The sequence below is a fragment of the Burkholderia sp. IO2 genome, from assembly GCF_029522185.1.
GTDB lineage: Bacteria > Pseudomonadota > Gammaproteobacteria > Burkholderiales > Burkholderiaceae > Burkholderia > Burkholderia cenocepacia.
Window position 1 is genome coordinate 57,746 of sequence record NZ_JAKWFH010000032.1, and the last position, 21,653, is coordinate 79,398.

Annotated in this window: 16 protein-coding genes; 11 read left to right on the forward strand and 5 right to left on the reverse strand. The window is 68.2% G+C overall.

Annotated elements, in window-relative coordinates; genetic code table 11:
• Nucleotides 1-194: 194 nt before the first annotated feature.
• Nucleotides 195-1,079 (forward strand): MurR/RpiR family transcriptional regulator, encoded by an 885-nt coding sequence (locus tag MMB92_RS21010; RefSeq protein WP_196446000.1) that lies wholly within the window; start codon nucleotides 195-197, stop codon nucleotides 1,077-1,079.
• Nucleotides 1,080-1,136: 57 nt separating this feature from the next.
• On the opposite strand, the gene MMB92_RS21015 is transcribed toward MMB92_RS21010, so the two are convergent.
• Nucleotides 1,137-2,657 (reverse strand): CoA-acylating methylmalonate-semialdehyde dehydrogenase, encoded by a 1,521-nt coding sequence (locus MMB92_RS21015; RefSeq protein WP_277562906.1) that lies wholly within the window; start codon nucleotides 2,655-2,657, stop codon nucleotides 1,137-1,139.
• Between the two features lie 110 nt (nucleotides 2,658-2,767).
• On the opposite strand from MMB92_RS21015, the gene MMB92_RS21020 reads away from it, so the two are divergent.
• The 7 genes from MMB92_RS21020 (at nucleotide 2,768) to MMB92_RS21050 (ending at nucleotide 10,090) form a co-directional block, all read left to right on the forward strand.
• Complete coding sequence (locus MMB92_RS21020) at nucleotides 2,768-3,703, forward strand: LysR family transcriptional regulator (RefSeq protein ID WP_196446001.1); 936 nt, start codon at nucleotides 2,768-2,770, stop codon at nucleotides 3,701-3,703.
• Nucleotides 3,704-3,820: 117 nt separating this feature from the next.
• Complete coding sequence (locus tag MMB92_RS21025; protein WP_006402122.1) at nucleotides 3,821-4,048, forward strand: sulfurtransferase TusA family protein; 228 nt, start codon at nucleotides 3,821-3,823, stop codon at nucleotides 4,046-4,048.
• Between the two features lie 227 nt (nucleotides 4,049-4,275).
• Nucleotides 4,276-4,710, forward strand: coding sequence for a hypothetical protein (locus MMB92_RS21030; RefSeq protein ID WP_034200673.1), 435 nt, complete (start codon nucleotides 4,276-4,278; stop codon nucleotides 4,708-4,710).
• Between the two features lie 267 nt (nucleotides 4,711-4,977).
• Nucleotides 4,978-5,682 carry a response regulator transcription factor gene (locus MMB92_RS21035; protein WP_006490421.1) on the forward strand — a complete coding sequence of 235 codons (705 nt, stop codon included), beginning with the start codon at nucleotides 4,978-4,980 and terminating at the stop codon, nucleotides 5,680-5,682.
• Nucleotides 5,679-7,040 carry a FecR domain-containing protein gene (locus tag MMB92_RS21040; RefSeq protein WP_058901381.1) on the forward strand — a complete coding sequence of 454 codons (1,362 nt, stop codon included), beginning with the start codon at nucleotides 5,679-5,681 and terminating at the stop codon, nucleotides 7,038-7,040. The genes MMB92_RS21035 and MMB92_RS21040 overlap by 4 nt, the downstream gene beginning before the upstream one ends.
• 10 nt (nucleotides 7,041-7,050) lie before the next feature.
• Nucleotides 7,051-9,438 (forward strand): CHASE2 domain-containing protein, encoded by a 2,388-nt coding sequence (locus MMB92_RS21045; protein ID WP_006490408.1) that lies wholly within the window; start codon nucleotides 7,051-7,053, stop codon nucleotides 9,436-9,438.
• A 37-nt stretch (nucleotides 9,439-9,475) separates the two neighbouring features.
• Nucleotides 9,476-10,090, forward strand: coding sequence for a DUF4136 domain-containing protein (locus MMB92_RS21050; RefSeq protein ID WP_006490440.1), 615 nt, complete (start codon nucleotides 9,476-9,478; stop codon nucleotides 10,088-10,090).
• Between the two features lie 52 nt (nucleotides 10,091-10,142).
• Here the strand turns inward: MMB92_RS21050 and galU are convergent, their stop codons facing one another.
• On the reverse strand, nucleotides 10,143-11,027 hold the full coding sequence (gene galU, locus MMB92_RS21055; protein ID WP_006490437.1) for a UTP--glucose-1-phosphate uridylyltransferase GalU: 885 nt from the start codon (nucleotides 11,025-11,027) through the stop codon (nucleotides 10,143-10,145).
• A gap of 87 nt (nucleotides 11,028-11,114) precedes the next feature.
• Nucleotides 11,115-13,982, reverse strand: a complete 2,868-nt coding sequence (locus tag MMB92_RS21060; protein ID WP_006497752.1) for a valine--tRNA ligase — start codon at nucleotides 13,980-13,982, stop codon at nucleotides 11,115-11,117.
• A gap of 224 nt (nucleotides 13,983-14,206) precedes the next feature.
• Between MMB92_RS21060 and MMB92_RS21065 the strand changes: the two genes are divergently transcribed.
• Both MMB92_RS21065 and MMB92_RS21070 read left to right on the forward strand, forming a co-directional pair.
• Nucleotides 14,207-16,570: a UvrD-helicase domain-containing protein gene (locus MMB92_RS21065; protein ID WP_058901383.1), complete on the forward strand. Its 2,364-nt coding sequence runs from the start codon at nucleotides 14,207-14,209 to the stop codon at nucleotides 16,568-16,570.
• Nucleotides 16,567-17,364 carry a 5'-methylthioadenosine/adenosylhomocysteine nucleosidase gene (locus MMB92_RS21070; protein ID WP_196446004.1) on the forward strand — a complete coding sequence of 266 codons (798 nt, stop codon included), beginning with the start codon at nucleotides 16,567-16,569 and terminating at the stop codon, nucleotides 17,362-17,364. The genes MMB92_RS21065 and MMB92_RS21070 overlap by 4 nt, the downstream gene beginning before the upstream one ends.
• Nucleotides 17,365-17,433: 69 nt before the next feature.
• Here the strand turns inward: MMB92_RS21070 and MMB92_RS21075 are convergent, their stop codons facing one another.
• Nucleotides 17,434-18,672 (reverse strand): MFS transporter, encoded by a 1,239-nt coding sequence (locus tag MMB92_RS21075; RefSeq protein WP_006491594.1) that lies wholly within the window; start codon nucleotides 18,670-18,672, stop codon nucleotides 17,434-17,436.
• Nucleotides 18,673-19,078: 406 nt separating this feature from the next.
• Between MMB92_RS21075 and MMB92_RS21080 the strand changes: the two genes are divergently transcribed.
• On the forward strand, nucleotides 19,079-20,752 hold the full coding sequence (locus tag MMB92_RS21080) for a methyl-accepting chemotaxis protein (protein WP_006497747.1): 1,674 nt from the start codon (nucleotides 19,079-19,081) through the stop codon (nucleotides 20,750-20,752).
• A gap of 21 nt (nucleotides 20,753-20,773) precedes the next feature.
• Here the strand turns inward: MMB92_RS21080 and MMB92_RS21085 are convergent, their stop codons facing one another.
• Nucleotides 20,774-21,649 (reverse strand): HlyD family secretion protein, encoded by an 876-nt coding sequence (locus MMB92_RS21085; RefSeq protein ID WP_006490438.1) that lies wholly within the window; start codon nucleotides 21,647-21,649, stop codon nucleotides 20,774-20,776.
• Nucleotides 21,650-21,653: the final 4 nt, after the last annotated feature.

Genomic DNA, 21,653 nt, shown 5'->3' on the forward strand with positions numbered 1-21,653 from the left:
CGCGTTGGACAATCGTTTTCAGTCTTGCCGTGGAGCGTGTGCAAGTGATGATCGAGCGCGTGGGAGCGAGCAGGCGGCGCGGGCCGTGCCGCAAACGTGATTAAATTCGCCCTTCATGCATGTATCCAGTCGAGCCCCGGGCCGTGCCGGCCAGCCACGCGCGCGCACCGGGGCCGTCAACTTCGCGCTATCCGATGAGTTCATCCGAGAAACCTCCCGCCACCGTCGAGGCGTTCCTGCAGCACCTGACGCAGGAGTACGACAGCCTCAGCAATCGCCTGAAGGTGATTGCGCGCCACGTGGAAACGCATCGGGACCAGCTTGGGCTGGAAGGCATCCAGTCGCTCGCGGAGGCCTGCGGCGTGCAGCCGTCGGCCGTCGTGCGCTTCGCGAAGCACTTCGGCTTCTCCGGGTTCTCCGAGATGCAGCGGCTGTTCCGCGAAGGGCTCGCGCAGCAGATCGCGCCGGGGCGCGCGTACAACCTGCGGCTGCGCGACGTGATCGAGGCCGGCTCGTCGAGCCTGCAGCCCGAACAGATCGCCGACGAATTCATCAAGGGCAGCATTGCCGGGATGCAGCAGTTGCGGCAGACGCTCGATTCGCAGGCGCTCGCGCAGGCCGTCGACCTGCTCGCCGATACGCAGGCGATCTGGATCGCCGGGTCGCGGCGCGCGTTCCCGATCGCCGTGTATCTCGACTATGCGCTGCAGCACACGGACAAGCGGATCGGGCTGTTCAGCGCGCTCGGCAGCATGCATCTCGGCCAGATCCGCTCGGTGCGCGAGGGCGACGTGATGATCGCGATCTCGTTCATGCCGTATGCGGACGAGACCGTGCAGGTCGCGCAGCAGGCCGCGCAGCGCGGCGCGCGGTTGATCGCGATCACCGACAGCCGGATGAGCCCGCTCGCGCGGGAGGCGGAAGTGACGCTGATGGTGCAGGACAGCGCGACGTTCGGTTTTCGTGCACTGACGGCCACGATGGGCCTCGCGCAGAGCCTGTTCGTCGCGCTCGCGTACCGGCTCGAGCTGTCGTACCTGCCGACCGCCGACGGCGCGCACGGCACGAAGGCCGGTTGATCCCGGCTGGCGGTGCGCCGCCCGCCGAACGCAGCGGCGGAGGGCGCTCCGGCCGGCTTACTTCGCGGTCGGCATCGCGAATTCGGCGCCCTTGCCGATGCTCGACGACCAGCGCTGCATCACCGACTTCTGGCGCGTGTAGAAGCGCACGCCTTCCTCGCCGTACGCGTGCATGTCGCCGAACAGGCTCTTCTTCCAGCCGCCGAAGCCGTGCCATGCCATCGGCACCGGAATCGGCACGTTGATGCCGACCATCCCCACCTGGATGCGCCGCGCGAATTCGCGCGCGATCCCGCCGTCGCTCGTGAAGCACGACACGCCGTTGCCGAACTCGTGCGCGTTGATCAGGTCGACCGCTTCGCCGAAATCCTTCACGCGCACACAGCCGAGCACCGGCCCGAAGATCTCTTCCTTGTAGATCCGCATGTCGGGTTTCACGTGATCGAACAGCGTGCCGCCGGTGAAGAAGCCTGCCTCGCGGCCCGGCACGCGCAGCCCGCGGCCGTCGACCACCAGTTGCGCACCTTCGTTCACGCCTTGCTCGATATAGCCTTCGATGCGCTTCAACGCTTCGCCGGTGACGATCGGGCCCATCTCGACTTCCGGCGACATTCCGTCGCCGATCACCAGCTTGCGCGCGCGCTCGGCGACGGCCGGCACGATCTTGTCGGCCACGTCGCCGACCAGCACCGCGATGCTGATCGCCATGCAGCGCTCGCCGGCCGAGCCGTACGCGGCGCCGATCAGCGCGTCGACCGTCTGGTCGATGTTCGCATCGGGCATCACGACGAGGTGGTTCTTCGCGCCGCCGAGCGCCTGCACGCGCTTGCCCGACTGCACCGCGCGCTGCTGCACGTAGGCCGCGATCGGCGTCGAGCCGACGAAGCTGACGGCCTGCACGTCCGGGTGGTCGAGGAGGGCATCGACCGCGCCCTTGTCGCCCTGCACGACGTTGAACACGCCGGCGGGCAGGCCTGCCTGCGTGAGCAGGTCGGCGATGAACAGCGCGGCCGACGGGTCGCGCTCGCTCGGCTTCAGCACGAACGTGTTGCCCGTCGCGAGCGCGACCGGGAACATCCAGCACGGCACCATGCACGGGAAGTTGAACGGCGTGATGCCCGCGACGACGCCGAGCGGCTGGCGCATCGTCCAGTTGTCGATGCCGGTGCTGACCTGGTCGGTGAAGTCGCCTTTCAGCAGTTGCGGCACGCCGCACGCGAATTCGATGATGTCGATGCCGCGTGCGACTTCACCCTGCGCGTCCGAGAACACCTTGCCGTGCTCGGCGGTGATGATCGCCGCGAGCGTGTCGCGGTGCTCGTTCATCAGCTGCAGGAAGCGGTGCAGCACGCGCGCGCGGCGGATCGGCGGCGTGTCGGCCCAGGCCGGGAACGCGGCACGGGCCGACGCGACGGCCCGTTCGACCTCGTCGTTGCCGGCGAGCGCGACGCGGCGCACCGCGCGACCGAGCGCGGGATTGAAGACGTCCTGGAAGCGGCCGCTGCGGCCGGCGACGGGCGCGCCGTCGAGGTAGTGGCCGACGTCGGCGTCGGACGTATAGGCGGGAACCGTGGTCATGCGTGTCTCCTGGGAATAGGGGGTGGACGGAACCTAGTCTAGGCAAAGCGGCAGGGCGCGAGAAGACCGCGAAACTTGATTCACTGTTCAGAATTCTGAATAATCAGTGGATGAATCAGCAAAATGTCCAGGCGCTCTGGCCGCATATCCATTCACTGACGGTGCTGGCCGCGGCCGGCAGTTTCACCGCTGCCGCGCAGCGGCTCGGCATCAGCAAGGCCGCGATGAGCCAGCGCATCGCCGATCTCGAAAAGGCGGCCGGCGTGCCGCTCGTGCGCCGCACCACGCGCAGCGTGCGGCTCACCGACGCGGGCCAGACGCTCGTCGACAGCACGCGCGACGCGTTCGAGTCGATCGGCCAGCACTTCGCGCGCGTGAAGGATCTCGCCGGCGAGCCGCGCGGGCTGCTGCGCGTGACGGCGCCGGTCGCGCTTGGCCGCCAGCAGGTCGTGCCGCACCTGCCCGATTTCCTGCGCCAGCATCCGGGCGTACAGATCGAGCTCGACCTGTCGGACCGCCTGCATTCGCTGACGCAGGAGGGCTTCGACCTCGCGATCCGCCATACGACCACCGCACCGCAGACCCACGTCGCATGGAAGCTGTGCGACACGCGTTCGCTGCTGGTCGCGAGCCGCGACTATCTCGACGCGCGCGGCGCGCCGCGCCACCCGAGCGAACTCGTCGATCACAGCTGCCTGTGCTACCTGCGCGACAACGAGCCGGCCGCGTGGAGCTTCGAGCCGGACGGCCGCCGGCGCCAGCGCGTGAGCGTGCCGGTGCGCGGCAGTTTCGCAGCGAACAACAGCGAGGCGATGCGCGAGGCCGCGCTCGGCGGGCTCGGCATCGCGCTGCTGCCGGACTTCAGCGCGCGGCGCGATCTCGACGCCGGCCGGCTCGTCGCGCTGCTCGACGGCTGGCGGCCGTCGGGCGCGTTCGGCGACCACATTTTCGCGATCCGCCCGTACAGCCCGGTCGTGCCGAGCGCGGTGCGCGCGCTCGTGCGGCATCTGCGCGAACGGCTCGCGGGCGGCTTTTCCGGCGCGTGAGCCGGGCGCCGGCGGGCGCCCGGCCGTGGGCGGGCCGGGCAGGCGCCGCGGCGCTGCGGTAAAATCGCGGCTTCCTCCCGCGCCGTGTGTGGCGCGTCATTCGAAGGTCGACAGCCGATGCAGATTCACAAGGAAGTGGACGCGCGCGGGCTCAATTGCCCGTTGCCGATCCTGCGTGCCAAGAAAGCGCTTGCCGATATGGAAAGCGGGCAGATCCTCAAGGTGCTCGCGACCGATCCGGGCTCGCAGCGCGATTTCGCCGCGTTCGCGAAGCAGACGGGCAACGAGATCGTCGAATCGACGACCCAGGACAAGACCTTCGTGTTCCTGATGCGTCGCCGCTGACGGCGCGCGTCGCACGTCCCGCCGCGCCGGGCTCCTGGCCGGCGCGCTTGACCGGGCGCCCCTAGCCGGGCGCCCCTCTCTGACAATTCTTAAACCTCGTTGCGTGACCGGCTGCGTATACTGACCCGGCCGGTCGTCCGCTCCCAGCGGAGGCGCCGGCCACGGTACGTCGTACGGCGGGCACGGGGGCCATGCCTGACGCTACCGTCGTACAACGGGGAGAGGACATGTCCTTCAGACCAGGGACCCTTCGAAGTCCGTCCGGAGCGGAAAGCATTGCGCCCGTGCGCACCTCGGAATTGAGCCGGATCGAGCTCGATCCGCAACAGGACCGCCACGCGCGTGCCGCGCTGGAGGCGTATGCGGATTCGGCCGCGGCCGAGATGCCGTGGCTGGCCGAATGGCTCGACGAACGGCTGCGCGACGCCGCGCGGGACGACGGCTCCGGCCTGACCTACTGCGGTGCGACGATCGAACGCGTGTTCGATCTGGCGCAGGCATGGGCGGCAGGCCAGCCCGACTATGCGGCCCATGCCTGGGAGCGGGTGCGCGACCAGCTGCAGCGGATGCTTGCGCAACCGCCGCTGTCGGAGTCGCCGTCGCCACGCATGCCGATCGACGATTTTGCCGAGCCGGTGGCCGGCATCGCGGGCGCCGAATAGGCGCCCGGTTGCGCAACAGAAAGGATTATTCGAAGAAAGGGCGATAGTCCGCGCAATTTCTTGGCGAATTTCATACTACTATGATGAAATCGCCGGTTCGTCCGTGCCCCGTTTTTGAGATATTTGACCGGGGTCGCCGGTTTGCGCAGGTGGCGCAAGCGGCGAACGACGGCTCGCCGGCCGGTATCCGGACGCCGCGCGCAGGCTGCGCGGCCGGGGCAGGCGCGGGAGCCGGATGGACGAATCGACTTCGATTTGCGGGGTGCTATGAGAATTGCTGTACTGGATGACGATCCGGCCCAGACGGATTTCGTCAGTCAAACGCTGACGGCCGTTGGCCATACGTGCTATGCGTTCAAGGAAGGCAAGGCCCTGAAGAAGCGCCTGCAGCGCGAGACGTTCGATCTGCTGGTGCTCGACTGGAACGTGCCCGACATGTCCGGCGAGGAAGTGCTCAAGTGGGTGCGCGCCAATCAAACCGAGCACAGCCTGCCGATCATCTTCATGACGAGCCGCGACGACGAGGCGGGGATCACGCAGATCCTCAACGCCGGCGCCGACGATTACGTGGTCAAGCCCGTGTCGGGCCCGATCCTGCGCGCGCGCATCGGTTCGCTGCTGCGCCGCGCGTATCCGGTCAACGCCGAGGCGACCGTCCGCGAATTCGACCAGTTCCGTTTCGACGTGAACCTGAAGCAGGCGTACGTCGGCGACAAGGCCGTGAGCCTCACGCAAAAGGAATTCGAGCTCGCGCTGCTGCTGTTCCAGCATCTCGACCGGCCGCTGTCGCGCGCGCACATTCTTGACCTCGTGTGGAAGCAGGCGACCGACATTCCGTCGCGCACGATGGACACGCATATTTCGATGCTGCGTACCAAGCTCGGCCTACGGCCCGAAAACGGCTACCGTCTGGCGCCGATCTATGGGTACGGCTACCGGCTCGAGCGGGTCGGCCAGGGGGAACCGGAGTGACCATGCGAATCACGCAGCGCACGGCGAGTGTGCGCACGGCGGCGCTGCGCGCCGCCTGCGCGGTCGCGTTGGCGTTCACCGCGCAGCAGGCCGCGGCGCAGCCGCCCGCCGCCGCGGGCAAGATGGTCGTCTATCGCACGCAGGCGGGCGACACGCTGTACGACGTCGCCGCGCGCTACCTGCAGGGCGCGGACGACTGGCAACTGCTCCAGCAGATCAACGGCGTGCCGGCGCCGAAGCACCTGCAGCCCGGCGTCGCGCTGAAGCTGCCGGTCGCGCGGCTGCGCAAGGAAAAGCTCACCGCACGCGTGATCGCGGTGCAGGGCACGGCCGAGCGCGCGTCCGGCGCGGCTTTCGCGCCGCTCGCGAACGATGCGACGCTCGCCGAAGGCGACCGCGTGCGCACCGGCCCGAACGGCTTCGTGACGATCGAGCTGACCGACGGCACGCACATGAGCCTGCCGCCCGACAGCCAGCTCGACCTGAAGTCGCTGCGCCGCACGGTGCTGACCGGCACGCTCGATCGCGAGTTCGAACTCACGCGCGGCTCGGTCGACAGCGAAGTCACCCACCTGAAGAAGCGCGACGACCGCTTCCAGATCCGCTCGCCGTCGGTCGTGGCCGGCGTGCGCGGCACGCGTTTTCGCGTGAACTACGACGCGGCCGGCAATGCGGCGACGCGCGTCGAAGTGCTCGACGGCACCGTCGGCGTCGCGGGCGGCCGGCAGCCGGCCGGCGCGACCCTCGTGCATGCGAACTTCGGCAGCGTCGCGACGTCGTCCGGCGCGGTCGGTGCGCCCGTCCAGCTGCTGGGCGCGCCCTCGCTCGCGCATCCCGACAAGGTGCAGGACGAGCCCGATGTCGCATTCGACGTCGCGCCGCTCCCGCAGGCGCAAGCGTATCGCGTGCAGCTCGCGCACGACGCGGGGCTGCTCGACCTGTTCCGCGAAACGCGCACCGATTCGCCGCGTGCGGTGTTCCGCGACGTGCCGAACGGGAATTACTTCGTGCGGATCGCCGCGATCGATGCGAACGGCCTCGAAGGGCTGCCGCGCACCTATGCGTTCGAGCGCCGCGTGATGGGGCTCGACGCGAGCGCGTCGCAAGGCGCGGGCGGTTACGAGTTCCGCTGGTCGCCGAACGGTTCGGGCAAGGGGGCGCGTTACCGGTTCGTGCTGTCGCGCTCGAAGGACCTGAGCGCGCCGGTCGTCGACCAAGTCGGCCTGCACGCGCGCCAGATCACCGTCGCGCACCTGCCGCCGGGCGACTATTTCTGGGCCGTGACCGTCGAGGAATTCGAAGGCGGCAAGTTCTACGAGAAGACCAGTCCGGTCAGCGCGTTCACGTTGTCGCGCTGACCCGCGGCGCATGAAACCCGACTCCGTTTCTCCGCGGCGGCGCCTCGGCCGCCGCTTCCTGATCGAATGGATCGCGATCGGCTGTCTCGGGATCGCGGTGATTCTCGCGTGCGCGCTCGGCCGCCTGTCGTCGAGCGTCGACGGGCTGATCTACGACCGGCTGCTGATGCTGCGCAGCCTGCCGCTGTCGCCCGACGTGGTCGTCGTCGACATCGACAACCAGAGCGTGTCCGCGCTCGGTCGCTGGCCGTGGCCGCGCGACGTGCATGCACGGCTGCTCGACACGCTCGCGCGCGCGCAGCCGGCCGCCGTCGTCTACGACGTGCTGTTTACCGAACCGTCGCCGGAGGATCGCACGTTCGCGGATGCGATGAGCCGCGTGCCGACTTTCCTGCCGGTGCTGTTGAGTCCCGAGCAGGCGGACGGCACGCGCTCGGTCGATCCGCCGGTCGCCGCGCTCGCCGCGCGCGCGACGGGGCTCGGCCATATCAATCTCGAAGTCGATCGCGACGGCATCGTGCGCAGCGTCGCGCTGTTCGAAAGCGACGGGCGCGTGCGCTGGCCGCAGCTGATGGTGCCCGTCTATCGGGCGATCCAGGCCGGCCGGCTGCACCCGGTCGGCGGCGTGCCCGGCGCGAACGCGCACGACCTGTCGCGCGATGCGGCGGGCGACGGCCGCTACCTGATCCCGTTCAGCCGCAATACGCCCGCGTATCCGACGCTGTCGTTCGACGACGTGCTCGAAGGGCGCGTGAAGCCCGACGCGCTGCGCGGCAAGATCGTCGTCGTCGGCGTGACCGCGTCGGGGCTGTACGACCGCTTCGCGACGCCGGTGTCCGGCGAGTTCGGCCCGCTCGCCGGCGTGTACATCCATGCGAACGTGCTCGACATGCTGGCAACCGGCAGCGCGATCTCGCCCGCGTCGCGCGCGGGGCTGTTCGTCGCGTCGCTGCTGCCGCTCGCCGTGTTGCTCGGCGGCTTCCTGATGCTGTCGCCGTGGCGCGCGCTGCTGCTGACGCTGAGCCTGGCCGCGCTCGCCGTCGTCGCGAGCCTCGTGCTGCTGTTCGAGGCGCGCATCTGGCTCACGCCGGCGCCGGCGATCTTCGGGTTGATTGCCGTCTACCCGATCTGGAACTGGCGGCGGCTCGAAATGACGATGTCGTACCTGCGTCGCGAGCTGCAGAAGCTTGCCGACGAACCGCACCTGCTGCCGGAGGCGCCGCGTACGCGCAGCGTCGGCGGCGACGTGCTGGAGCGGCAGATGGCGCTGATGGCGCAGGCCGCGCAGCGCGTGCAGGACATGAAGCGCTTCGTGTGGGACAGCCTCGACAGCATGCCCGAGCCGATCTTCGTGACCGATCTCGCGGGCACCGTGCTGATCGCGAACCATGCCGCGAAACGCTACGGGTCGCGGCTCGCGTTGCCGCTGCCGGAAGGGCGGCCGCTGCGCACCGCGCTTGGCGAGCTGACGTTCATGAAGACCGTCGACGGCAACGCCGAGCACGACGCGGCGATCCGCGAGCACTGGCCGGCCGTGCTCGATCCGACGCTCGAGGCCGAGCACGACGCGATGGCGCGCGGCATCGAGGTGCGCGATCGCGACGGGCTCGACCATCTGCTACGCTACGCGGCGTGTACCAACGCGCAAGGGCGCGTGACCGGCTGGATTGCCGGCCTCGTCGACGTGACCGAGCTGCACGCGGCCGAGCGGCAGCGCGAGGAAGCACTGCACCTGCTGTCGCACGACATGCGCTCGCCGCAGTCGTCGATCCTCGCGTTGGTCGAGATCGAGCGCGACCGCGTCGAGAGCGACGCGATGCGCGGGCTGCTCGCGCGGATCGAGCGCTATGCGCACCGCGCGCTGTCGCTCGCCGACGAGTTCGTGCAGCTGGCGCGCGCCGAGTCGCAGGCGTACCAGCTCGAGGTGACGAGCCTCGTCGACGTGCTGATCGATGCGAGCGACGAGGTGTGGCCGCAGGCGCAGGCGAAACACATCCGCGTCGAGACCGGCGTGGGCACCGACATGTGCTGGGTGCGCGCGGACCGTTCGCTGATCACGCGCGCCTTCGTGAACCTGCTGAACAATGCGGTCAAATACAGTCCGTCCGACACGGTGATCACGTGTACGCTGACGGTCGAGCACGCATCGAAGCGGATGTTCTGTACGATTCGCGATCAGGGGTACGGCATTGCGCCGGAAGATCAGCGGCATCTGTTCGAGCGTTTCAAGCGATTCCATGCCGGCGAGCGGCCCGAAATCTCGGGTTCCGGGCTCGGCATGGCGTTCGTGAAGACGGTCGTCACGCGCCATGGGGGCAGCGTGTCGGTCGACAGCGAAGTGGGTGTCGGTACCGCGGTGACGGTGTCGCTGCCCGCGATCGACGAGCCGTCCGCCTGACAGGGCCGGGCGCGACGGCAGGCATTTGGGGAAAGTCATGAGAAAGCAATGGGCAGCGACCGCGCTGGCGGCGTCGCTGTTGACGGGTTGCGCCGGCGTGACGACCGGCGTGAGCGCGGTCGGGCAGCCGAATGCATTTGCATCCGGTGCGCACGGCTACGATTTCGTGCGGACGGCCGCACAGGCGGGCGATGCCGAGTACCGGCAGATCGAGACGCTCGTGCGCGACGAGCTCGCGCGCCGCGGCTTCGATGCGCAGCCGCTCAAGGACGCGCGTTACCGGTTGTCGATCGCGTATGCGACGCAGCCGGCGGCGGTCGCGGCGATCGCCGAGCGGTGCGGCGCGGCGAGCAGCGCCTGCGTGACGGTCGACGGGCCCGCGCCGCTCGCGCTGCCGTTCATGGGGCGCGTGTACCGCCACGTGCTGACGCTGCGTTTCGTCGATGCGAAATCCGGCGCCGACGTCTATCGCGTATCGGCCTCGCTGCGCGACCGCGATCCGGGCACGCAGCAGGCCGCGCCGGCGCTCGTGAAGAGCGCGCTGGCGAAGGTGCCGTTCGGCGACGGCAGCGGCTGGCTGGTCAAGACGAAAAAAGACGACGCGGGCGGCATGCCGGGCGTCGTCTCGGTGAAGCCGGCCGACGCGCGCTGAAGCGGTGGCCGTGAGGTGAGGGCGGGCCCGACGGGGCGCGCCCTTGCCGCGTTCAGACGGTCGGTTGAGCGCCGTCGCGCGTGCGCAGGTACGTCTCGAACTCCGCACCGACTTCCGGGTGGCGCAGCGCGAATTCGACCGTCGCCTTCAGGTAGCCGAGCTTGCTGCCGCAGTCGTAGCGCGTGCCCTGATACTTGTAGGCCAGCACCTGTTCGTCGGCGAGCAACGCCTGGATCGCGTCGGTGAGCTGCAGCTCGCCGCCCGCGCCCGGCTTCAGTGCGCGCAGGTGCTCGAAAATCCGCGGCTTCAGGATGTAGCGGCCGACCACGCCGAGGTTCGACGGCGCGACTTCCGGCGCCGGCTTCTCGACGATCGCCGACATCTTGACGATCGACTCTTCCCATTCCTTGCCGTCGACGATGCCGTACGACTTCGTCTCCGACGGCGGGATCTCTTCGACGCCGATCACCGAGCTGTGATAGTGGTCGAACACGTCGACCATCTGCTTCATCACCGGCGGGTTGCCGTCGAGCAGGTCGTCCGCGAGGATCACCGCGAACGGGTTGTCGGCAACCAGCTTTTCCGCGCACAGCACCGCGTGGCCGAGGCCGAGCGCCTCCGGCTGGCGCACGTAGAAGCAGTCGACGTGGCTCGGCTTGATGCTGCGCACCAGTTCGAGCAGCTTTTCCTTGCCGCGCGCCTCGAGTTCGGCCTCGATCTCGTACGACTTGTCGAAGTGATCCTCGATCGCGCGCTTGCTGCGCCCGGTGACGAAGATCATCTCGGTGATGCCCGCCGCGATCGCTTCCTCGACCGCATACTGGATCAGCGGCTTGTCGACGACCGGCAGCATCTCCTTCGGGCTCGCCTTCGTTGCCGGGAGGAACCGCGTGCCGAGACCGGCAACGGGGAATACCGCCTTGGTGACTTTCAACATGATCGAACCTTTATTCCTGTAATCGACTTGTCAGACGGTCTATGTTCACGTCCGCATTATAGTGAACGCAAACGACCTTACCGTTTGTTACGCAGGCAACCGATCGAGCTGCGCACGCAGTTTTTCGAGCGTGCTCTGGAATTCCGCGACGCGTTTCTGCTCCTGTTCGACCACGGCCGGCGGGGCTTTCGCGACGAAAGCCTCGTTGCCGAGCTTCGCGTTGCACTTCGCGATCTCGCCCGTCAGGCGCGTGATTTCCTTCGACAGGCGCTCGCGTTCGGCCGCGACGTCGATTTCCACCTTCAGCACCAGCTTGTTCGGGCCGACGATCGCGATCGGCGCGCCGTGCGCTTCCTTGTCGAGCGCCGCTTCGTCCGCGAGGATCTGTACTTCCGACAGGCGCGCGAGCGCCTGGACGTACGGCGCGAACGAGCGCAGGCGCTCGGCGTCGCCCGCCGCGAGCAGCGGCACCTTGGTGGCCGGCGACAGGTTCATCTCGCCGCGCAGGTTGCGGCACGCGTCGACGATCGCCTTCAGGTCGGCCGCCCACTGCTCGGACGCCTCGTCGAGCTTCTGCAGGTTCGCGACCGGATACGCCTGCGTCATCAGCGACGCTTCGCCTTCGGCCTTGCCCTGCGGATAGCGGCCGGCGAGCGGCGCGACCTTCTGCCAGAGCGCTTCGGTGATGAACGGGATGACCGGGTGCGCGAGGCGCAGCACCGTTTCCAGCACGCGCAGCAGCGTGCGGCGGGTGGCGCGCTGCTGTTCCGGCGTGCCGTTCTGGATCTGCACCTTCGCGAGTTCGAGATACCAGTCGCAGTACTCGTCCCACACGAACTTGTAGATGCTGCTCGCGATGTTGTCGAAGCGGTAATCGGCGAAACCCTTCGCGATGTCGGCTTCGGTGCGCTGCAAGAGCGACACGATCCAGCGGTCGGCCGCGGAGAAGTCGAGGTAGCCGCCGGGGCCGCAGTCGCCCGCGCCGCACACTTCCGGCTTGTCGTTGCCGCAGTCGTGGCCTTCGCAGTTCATCAGCACGAAGCGCGTCGCGTTCCACAGCTTGTTGCAGAAGTTGCGATAGCCTTCGCAGCGCGCGAGGTCGAAATTCACGTTGCGGCCGAGCGTCGCCATCGACGCCATCGTGAAGCGCAGCGCGTCGGTGCCGAACGCGGGGATGCCGTCCGGGAATTCCTTGCGCGTCTTCTTCTCGATGGTCGCGGCCTGCTTCGGGTTCATCAGGCCCGTCGTGCGCTTCGCGACCAGCGACTCGAGGTCGATGCCGTCGACGATGTCGATCGGGTCGAGCGTGTTGCCCTTGCTCTTCGACATCTTCTGGCCTTCCGCGTCGCGCACGAGGCCGTGCATATAGACGGTATGGAACGGCACCTTGCCGGTGAAGTGCGTGGTCATCATCACCATCCGGGCGACCCAGAAGAAGATGATGTCGAAGCCGGTGACGAGCACCGACGACGGCAGGAAGTGCTTCAGTTCGGGCGTTTCGTTCGGCCAGCCGAGCGACGAGAACGGCACGAGCGCCGACGAGAACCACGTGTCGAGCACGTCTTCGTCACGCTTGAGCGCGCCCGTGTAACCCTTCGCGGCGGCTTGCGCGCGCGCGTCTTCCTCGTTGCGCGCAACGAACACCTCGCCGTTCTCGCCGTACCACGCGGGAATCTGGTGGCCCCACCACAGCTGGCGCGAGATGCACCAGTCCTGGATGTTCTCGAGCCACTGGTAGTAGGTGGTCGTCCAGTTTTCCGGGACGAACTTGATCTGGCCGTCGCGCACCACGTCGAGCGATACTTCGGTGATCGACTTGCCCGGATTGAACGTGCCTTCCGGCGCGGGCTTCGTCATCGCGACGAACCACTGGTCGGTCAGCAGCGGCTCGATCACGACGCCCGTGCGGTCGCCGCGCGGCACCATCAGCTTGTGCGGCTTCACGGAGTCGAGGAAGCCCTGCGCGTCGAGGTCGGCGACGATCGCCTTGCGCGCGTCGAAGCGGTCGAGGCCGCGATACTGCTCGGGGCCGTTGTCGTTGATCTTCGCGTCGAGCGTCAGGATCTCGATCGGTGCGAGCTTGTGGCGCACGCCGACCTGGTAGTCGTTGAAGTCGTGCGCGGGCGTGACCTTCACGACGCCCGTGCCGAATTCGCGGTCGACGTAGTCGTCGGCGATCACCGGGATCTCGCGGCCGGTCAGCGGCAGCGTGACGCGTTGGCCGATCAGGTGCGCGTAGCGTTCGTCTTCCGGATGGACCATCAGCGCGACGTCGCCGAGCATCGTCTCGGGGCGCGTGGTGGCGACGGTCAGCGAGCCCGAGCCGTCGACGAGCGGGTAGCGGATGTGCCACAGGTGGCCGTTTTCCTCTTCGCTGACGACTTCGAGGTCCGACACGGCGGTGAGCAGCACCGGATCCCAGTTGACGAGGCGCTTGCCGCGGTAGATCAGCCCTTGTTCGTACAGCGTGACGAACACGTCGCGCACGGCGGCCGACATCTTGTCGTCCATCGTGAAGTATTCGCGCGACCAGTCGGTCGATGCGCCGAGGCGGCGCACCTGGTCGGTGATCGTCGAGCCGGATTTCTGCTTCCATTCCCACACGCGCTCGACGAACTTCTCGCGGCCGAGATCGTGGCGCGACACGCCCTGCGCGTCGAGCTGGCGTTCGACGACGATCTGGGTCGCGATCCCCGCGTGGTCGGTGCCGGGCACCCACAGCGTGTTCTCGCCGAGCATCCGGTGGTAGCGGGCGAGGCCGTCCATGATCGTCTGGTTGAACGCGTGGCCCATGTGCAGCGTGCCCGTCACGTTCGGCGGCGGCAACTGGATCGCGAAATCGGGGCGGGACGGATCGAATGCCGGGGCGGCATAGCCGCGTTTTTCCCACTCCGGCCCCCATTGGGACTCGATGGTATGGGGCTCGAAGCTCTTCGCAAGCGTGTTGTCGCTCATGTTGGAAATCTGCCGAAAAATGCGTGAATTGGATGCCGAATCTGACAATTATAAATGGATGCCCATCGGCCAGCCATCGCCTTGCCGGCGCGGGCCTGTCGGGACGCGTGCGCAACCGGCCTGCAACGCGCATGCGACCTGCGACCGGACGGATCGGAAACGGCATCGCGCGGCCGACTTATAATGTCGGGTCCGCATTTTTCTCGCCCGCCAGCTGCCGCTCCATGCCCGATCTGCTCGCCAATCTGAACCCCGAACAACTCGCCGCCGTCACGTTGCCGAACGAACCGGCGCTGATCCTCGCAGGGGCGGGCAGCGGCAAGACCCGCGTGCTGATCACGCGCATCGCTTGGCTGATCCAGCAGGGCTATGCGTCGCCGCCCACCGTGCTCGCCGTCACCTTCACGAACAAGGCCGCGCGCGAGATGATGGCGCGCCTGTCGGCGATGATGCCGATCGACACGCGCGGGATGTGGATCGGTACGTTCCACGGCCTGTGCAACCGGATGCTGCGTACGCACTGGCGCGACGCCGGCCTGCCGCAGACCTTCCAGATCCTCGACACGGCCGACCAGCTGTCCGCGATCAAGCGGCTGATGAAGGCGGCGAACGTCGACGACGAAAAGTATCCGCCGAAGAACGTCCAGTACTTCATCAACAACGCGAAGGAGCAGGGGCTGCGCCCGGACAAGGTCGACGCGACCGACAACTTCAACCGCAAGTTCGTCGAGCTGTACCAGGCGTACGACCAGCAGTGCCAGCGCGAAGGCGTCGTCGATTTCCCCGAGCTGCTGCTGCGTTGCTACGAACTGCTCGCGTACAACGCGCCGCTGCGCGCGCACTACCAGGCGCGCTTCCGGCACATCCTCGTCGACGAGTTCCAGGACACCAACAAGCTGCAGTACGCGTGGCTCAAGATGCTCGCGGGCGGCGAGAACGCGATCTTCGCGGTTGGCGACGACGACCAGTCGATCTACGCGTTCCGCGGCGCGAACGTCGGCAACATGCGCGACTTCGAAGACGAATTCCGCGTGCGCAACCTGATCAAGCTCGAGCAGAACTACCGGTCGCACGGCAACATCCTCGACGCGGCGAACCAGCTGATCTCGAACAACGCGCACCGCCTCGGCAAGAACCTGCGCACCGACGCCGGCCACGGCGAACCGGTGCGCGTGTACGAAGCCAGCACGGATTCGCAGGAAGCCGGCTGGATCGTCGAGGAGATCCGCTCGCTGATCAATACCGGGATGGCGCGCAGCGAAGTGGCCGTCCTGTACCGCAGCAACGCGCAGTCGCGCTCGATCGAGCACACGCTGATGTCGTCGGGCATTCCGTACCGCGTGTACGGCGGCCTGCGCTTTTTCGAGCGGCAGGAAGTGAAGCACGCGCTCGCGTACCTGCGCCTGATCGACAATCCGAACGACGACACGGCATTCGCGCGCGTCGTGAATTTCCCGACGCGCGGCATCGGTGCGCGCTCGATCGAGCAACTGGCCGACGCCGCGCGCCTGTACGGCTGCTCGATGGCCGCGGCGATTCCGTACGTGACCGGCAAGGCCGGCACGAGCCTCGGCGGGTTCGCGAACCTGATCGCGAAGATGCGCGCCGACACGCAGCACATGAACCTGCCCGACACCGTCGAGCACATCGTACGCGCGAGCGGTCTCGCCGATTTCTACCAGGGCGAGCGCGAAGGGCAGGATCGCCTCGAGAACTTGCAGGAACTCGTGAACGCGGCCACCGCGTTCATCGCCGAGGAAGGTTACGGGCTCGACACGCCGGCCCGCTCGATCCCGCTGCGCGCGGGGGCGATCGCGGCGCCCGAACTCGGCACCGCGACGGACGATCCGTCGGTCGACGTGCTCGATCCCGCCTCGCCCGCCGACCCTGCACAGAACCCCGACACGATGACGCCGCTCGCCGGCTTCCTGTCGCATGCGTCGCTGGAGGCCGGCGACAACCAGGCGCAGGCCGGCCAGGACGCCGTGCAACTGATGACGGTGCACGCGGCGAAGGGGCTCGAGTTCTCGGCCGTGTTCATCACGGGGCTCGAGGAAGGGTTGTTCCCGCACGAGAACAGCGTGCTCGAATCGGACGGCCTCGAGGAAGAGCGCCGGCTGATGTACGTCGCGATCACGCGCGCGAAGGAGCGGCTCTACCTGTCGTTCGCGCAAAGCCGGATGCTGCACGGCCAGACCCGCTACAACGTGCGCTCGCGCTTCTTCGACGAGTTGCCCGAGCACGTGTTGAAGTGGCTCACGCCGAAGGTCGAGGCCGGCTCGCGCTGGGGCGGACGTTCGGACAACGCCGGGTACGGGCGCGACTGGTTCGCGCGGCCGGGCGGCGGCAGTCGCGAGCAGATCGTCGACGCGGCCGTGTCCGCGCCGCTGCCCGCGTTCGCGGACAAGCAGCGCGCGGCCGACACCGGCTTCCGGGTCGGCCAGCAGGTGTTCCATACCAAGTTCGGCGAAGGCACGGTCACCGCGCTCGAAGGCAACGGCACCGATGCGAAGGCGCAGGTGAAGTTCAAGCGCCACGGCGAGAAATGGCTCGCGCTCGCGGTCGCGAAACTGCAGGCGGTGGAATGATGGACGTCGACATGATCGTGACGCCCGCCGCGCGTCCGCTCGGCATCCTGGCCGCGCTGCCCGAGGAGCTCGGCGACCTGATCGCCGCGATGCGCGCCGACGGCGCGATGAAGACGGTCACGCTCGGCCGCCGCGATTATCACGTCGGCACCGTGCACGGCGCGGCCTGCGTCGTCACGCTCGCGCGGGTCGGCAAGGTCGCGGCCGCCGCGACGGTCAGCGCGCTGATCCATGTGTTCGGCGTGTCGGGCGTGGTGTTCACCGGCGTCGCGGGCGGTGTGTCGCGCACGGTGCGGGTCGGCGACGTCGTCGTGGCCGATACGCTGCTGCAGCACGATCTCGATGCGTCGCCGCTCTTTCCGCGTTACGAGGTGCCGCTGCTCGGCATCACGCGTTTCGCGACCGACGCGGCGCTGACGGCCCGCTTGGCGGCCGCGTGCGCGCTGTTCGTCGAGGAGGAGGGCGCGCAGTTCGCCGAGCGCTTCGGGCTCGCCGGCGCGGCGCTGCACGCGGGGCTCGTCATCAGCGGCGACCGCTTCGTGTCGAGCGAGCAGGAGGTCGTCGCGCTGCGCGACGCGTTGCCGGACGCGCTCGCGGTCGAAATGGAAGGCGCGGCGATCGCGCAGGTGTGCGCGGAACACGACGTGCCGTTCGCGCTCGTGCGCACGATCTCCGATACGGCCGACGATCACGCGACGCAGTCGTTCTCGCACTTCCTGTCGGCGATCGCGAGCAGCTATTCGTCCGGCATCCTCAAGCGTTTCCTGACGCTGCATGCGACGACGGCGGCCTGAAGCCGCCGTCGAATTTTCCGTTCGTACCGTTCGACCAGCCGCGGCGCGCACGCCGCGGCTGGTCGTTCGTCACGCCTTCTTGCGCCCGCTGCTCTCGAGGTTCGGCAGGAACACCGTCAGCACGCCGATCAGCGGCAGGAACGAGCACACCTTGTAGACGAACGGGATGCTGGTCGCGTCGGCGAGCTGGCCGAGCACCGCCGCGCCGACGCCGCCCAGGCCGAACGCGAAGCCGAAGAACAGGCCCGCGACCATCCCCACCTTGCCGGGCATCAGCTCCGTCGCGTAGACGAGGATCGCGGCGAACGCCGACGCCAGCACGACGCCGATGATCACGGTCAGCACGCTCGTCCAGAACAGGTTCGCGTACGGCAGCAGCATCGTGAACGGCGCGACGCCGAGGATCGACACCCAGATCACGTACTTGCGGCCGATCCGGTCGCCGACGGGTCCGCCGATCAGCGTGCCGGCCGCCACCGCCGCGAGGAACACGAACAGGTGGATCTGCGCGGCCTGCACCGACAGGTGGAACTTGTCGATCAGGTAGAACGTGAAATAGCTGTTGATGCTCGCGAGGTAGAAGTATTTCGAGAACACGAGCAGCACCAGCACGCCGATCGCGCCCATCACGCGGCCGCGCGACAGCGTCGGGTGGCCGGCCGCCACGGCCTTCTTCTTCATCGACGGATGCTTCTTGTACCAGTGGCCGATCTGCGTGAGCACGATCATCGCGACGAGCGCGGCCGCCGAGAACCACGCGATGCTGTGCTGGCCGTGCGGAATGATCACGAGCGCGGCGAGCAGCGGCCCGAGCGCGGAGCCGGCATTGCCGCCGACCTGGAACACCGACTGCGCGAGCCCGTGCTGGCCGCCCGACGCCATCCGCGCGACCCGCGACGATTCGGGATGGAACACCGACGAGCCGCAGCCGACGAGCGCGGCGGCCACCAGCAGCATCGGGAAATTGGACGCCACCGACATCAGCAGCAGCCCGGCGAGCGTGAAGCCCATGCCGACCGGCAGCGAATACGGCTTCGGACGCTTGTCGGTATAGAGGCCGACCAGCGGCTGCAGCAGCGACGCGGTGATCTGGTAGGTGAGCGTGATCAGGCCGATCTGCGCGAACGACAGCGCGAACTGGCTCTTGAGCATCGGGTAGATCGCGAGGATCAACGACTGGATCATGTCGTTGAGCATGTGCGAAAAGCTGATCGCGCCGAGCACCGGGTAGACGGTGCGGGCGACGGGCGGGGCGGACGGCTGGGCGGCGGCTGCGCCGGCGGAGCCGGAGTCGAGGCTGGTTTCCATGTGAGCTGAACGAGTTGAGGTGGCTGGCGCGCTCTGCTGGGGATCGGCGCGTTGTCGATTCGTTGATGCGTCAAAGAAGTGTAATGTGGCGTATCGAGAATGTCAGGCCAAGTTTTATCGCGAATCGGACATTCGTGTGACGGATCGGCCGGTGCGGGCTTTTTTGGACAGGTATAACGCTGGCGGCGCGTCGGCCGCTTCGGCGGCGGCCGCGCTGGGGCCGGGTGGTGGTTTACCGGACTCAAGAAACGGCGGTGGCGGCCGTAGAACGACCCAATGACAACAGGCGCGCCGCGTCCGACGCCGGCTACCCGCCGGACAGGGCGCAGGACGCGCGGCATGGCCAGCCGTCGCGGGAACGCCGGACCGACCTTTCCGGCAGCGTGATCAATACGGGGATAGATCGATGAAAGCAGCATCTTTGCATCCACAGCCGGGTGCGGCCGCCGCCGCACCCGACGTTGCCGCCGGTCGCGCCGCTCGGCGTGCGCGCGCGGCGCGTCGCACGCGTCGGCCGTGGACCGTCAAGGCGACGTTGCGCGCCGCATTCGCGATCCTGCTGGCCGGCACGCTCGCGATCGGCGTGTTTTCGCTGTGGCAGATCAGCCGGCTGAACGCGTCGATCGCGTCGGTCTACGAGCAGGGGCACGTCGCGAGCCGGGCGGCCGAGGAAGTCCGCGCCGAAGTGCTGCGGGCGAGCCGCGCGCAGAAGATGCTGCTGACCGCGACCACCGCGAAGGAGCGCGACGAACTCGGCGCCGACGTGAGCGCGGGGCTTGCGTCGATCGGCCAGGCGCTCGGCACGCTGCAGCGCTATGCCGATCCGGCCGATGCCGGCGATTCGGCGCGGCTGCACGCCTTCTCGACGGCGGTCGGCACGTGGAGCACGCATCTGCGCGATTTCGTCACGCTGGTGCGCGCGCAGCCGCTCGACCTGTCGCAGATGAACTGGCAGGTCGGCACGCAGGACGTGTCGCTGCTGGTCGAAACCGGCAAGCTCGAAAAACTCGTCGCCGAACTCGTGAAGACGCGCGGCGAGAAGTCGAAGGCGACGCTCGATGCGTCCGCGACCATTTTTTCGTCGTCGTTCGCGATGATCGCGGCGATGACGGCCGCGTTGATCGTGCTGGCCGTCGCGATCGCCGAGCGCGTCGTGCGACGCCTCGCGTCGCAGCTCGGCGGCGAGCCCGCGCTCGCGAAGGAGATTGCCGCGGACATCGCGCGCGGCGACCTGACGCGGCCGATCACGCTCGGTCGCCACGACCGCGACAGCATGGTGCGCGCGCTGGCCGAGATGCAGACGGGGCTCGCGGCAACCGTGGGCGAGATCGCGGTGAGCGCCGAGGCCATCGCGGCCGCGTCCGGCGAGATCTCGACCGGCAACCTCGACCTGTCGCGGCGCACCGAGCAGCAGGCCGTCGCGCTCGAACGCACCGCGGCCAGCATGGAGCAGCTCACGTCGACCGTGCGGCAGAACGCCGAGAACGCGCGGCAGGCGAGCACGCTCGCGGCCAATGCGTCGGCGGTCGCGGAGACGGGCGGGGAAGTCGTCGGGCGCGTGGTCGCGACGATGAGCGAGATCGACGACAGCGCGAAGAACATTCGCGACATCATCGGCACGATCGAGGGGATCGCGTTCCAGACCAACATTCTCGCGTTGAACGCGGCGGTCGAGGCCGCGCGCGCCGGCGAGCAGGGGCGCGGCTTCTCGGTGGTCGCCGGCGAGGTGCGATTGCTCGCGCAGCGCTCGGCGACCGCGGCCAAGGAGATTCGGGAACTGATCGGCGCGTCGGTCGAGCGCGTGGCGAACGGCGCGGCGCTCGCGCACGACGCGGGCCGTACGATGGGCGACGTGGTACGCGCGGTGAAGCGCGTGACCGACATCATCGGCGAGATTTCGGCGGCGTCGGACGAGCAGAGCGCGGGGATCGACGAGATCGGCCGCGCGGTCACGCAGATGGATGCCGGCACCCAGCAGAACGCGGCGCTCGTCGAACAGGCGGCGGCCGCCGCGAACGCGCTCGACGAGCAGGCGCAGGCATTGAAGGCGCTGGTCGGGCGCTTCCGCATCGCCGCCTGAGCGCGCGGCGCGCGCCGGCGCTTACGACTTCTTCTGCTTGTCGGGGTCGATGATGACCGTGCAGGTCGTGCCCGCCGACAGCACCACGTCGGCCGGCACTTCGTCGATCTTGATGCGCACCGGCACGCGCTGCGCGAGGCGCACCCAGTTGAAGGTCGGGTTCACGTCCGCGACGAGGTCGCGGCTTTGCGGGTTGTCGCGATCGTAGATGCCGCGCGAGATGCTCTCGACGTGGCCCTTCATCACGCCGCCGCTCATCAGCCGCATTTCGGCCGGTGCGCCGATCTTCACGCGCGGCAGCTTGGTTTCCTCGAAGTAGCCGTAGACCCAGAACGAGTGGCTGTCGACGATCGCGAGCTTCGCCTGGCCGGCCACCGCGTAGTTGCCCTTGAAGGTCTGCAGGTTCGTGATGTAGCCGTCGACCGGCGCGACGACGCGCGTGCGTGCGAGGTTCAGCTTCGCGGCGTCGAGCGCGGCGATGGCCTGCTGATACTGCGCGTCGGCGCTCGACGCGCTGTGCGCCGCATTCTCGCGGTTTTCCTTCGACACGACGAGCGCATCGAGGTCCGCGCGGCGGGCCGCGTCGTCGCGGCGCATCTGCAGTTCCGCGCGACGGGCGGCCACCGCCGCCTGCGCCTGCTCGACCGCGATCTGGTAATGCGACGGATCGATCTGCATGATCAGGTCGCCCTTCTTCACGAGCTGGTTGTCATGCACGGGCAGCTCGACGATCGCGCCCGACACGTCCGGCGCGACGTTGACGATCTCGGCGCGCACGCGCCCGTCGCGCGTCCACGGATCGTCCATGTAGTGCACCCACAGCGAGCGCCCGATCAGGATCGCGACGAGAAGGATGACGGCGGTCGCGACGAAGCCGAAGAGTTTTCTGAGAATCATGATG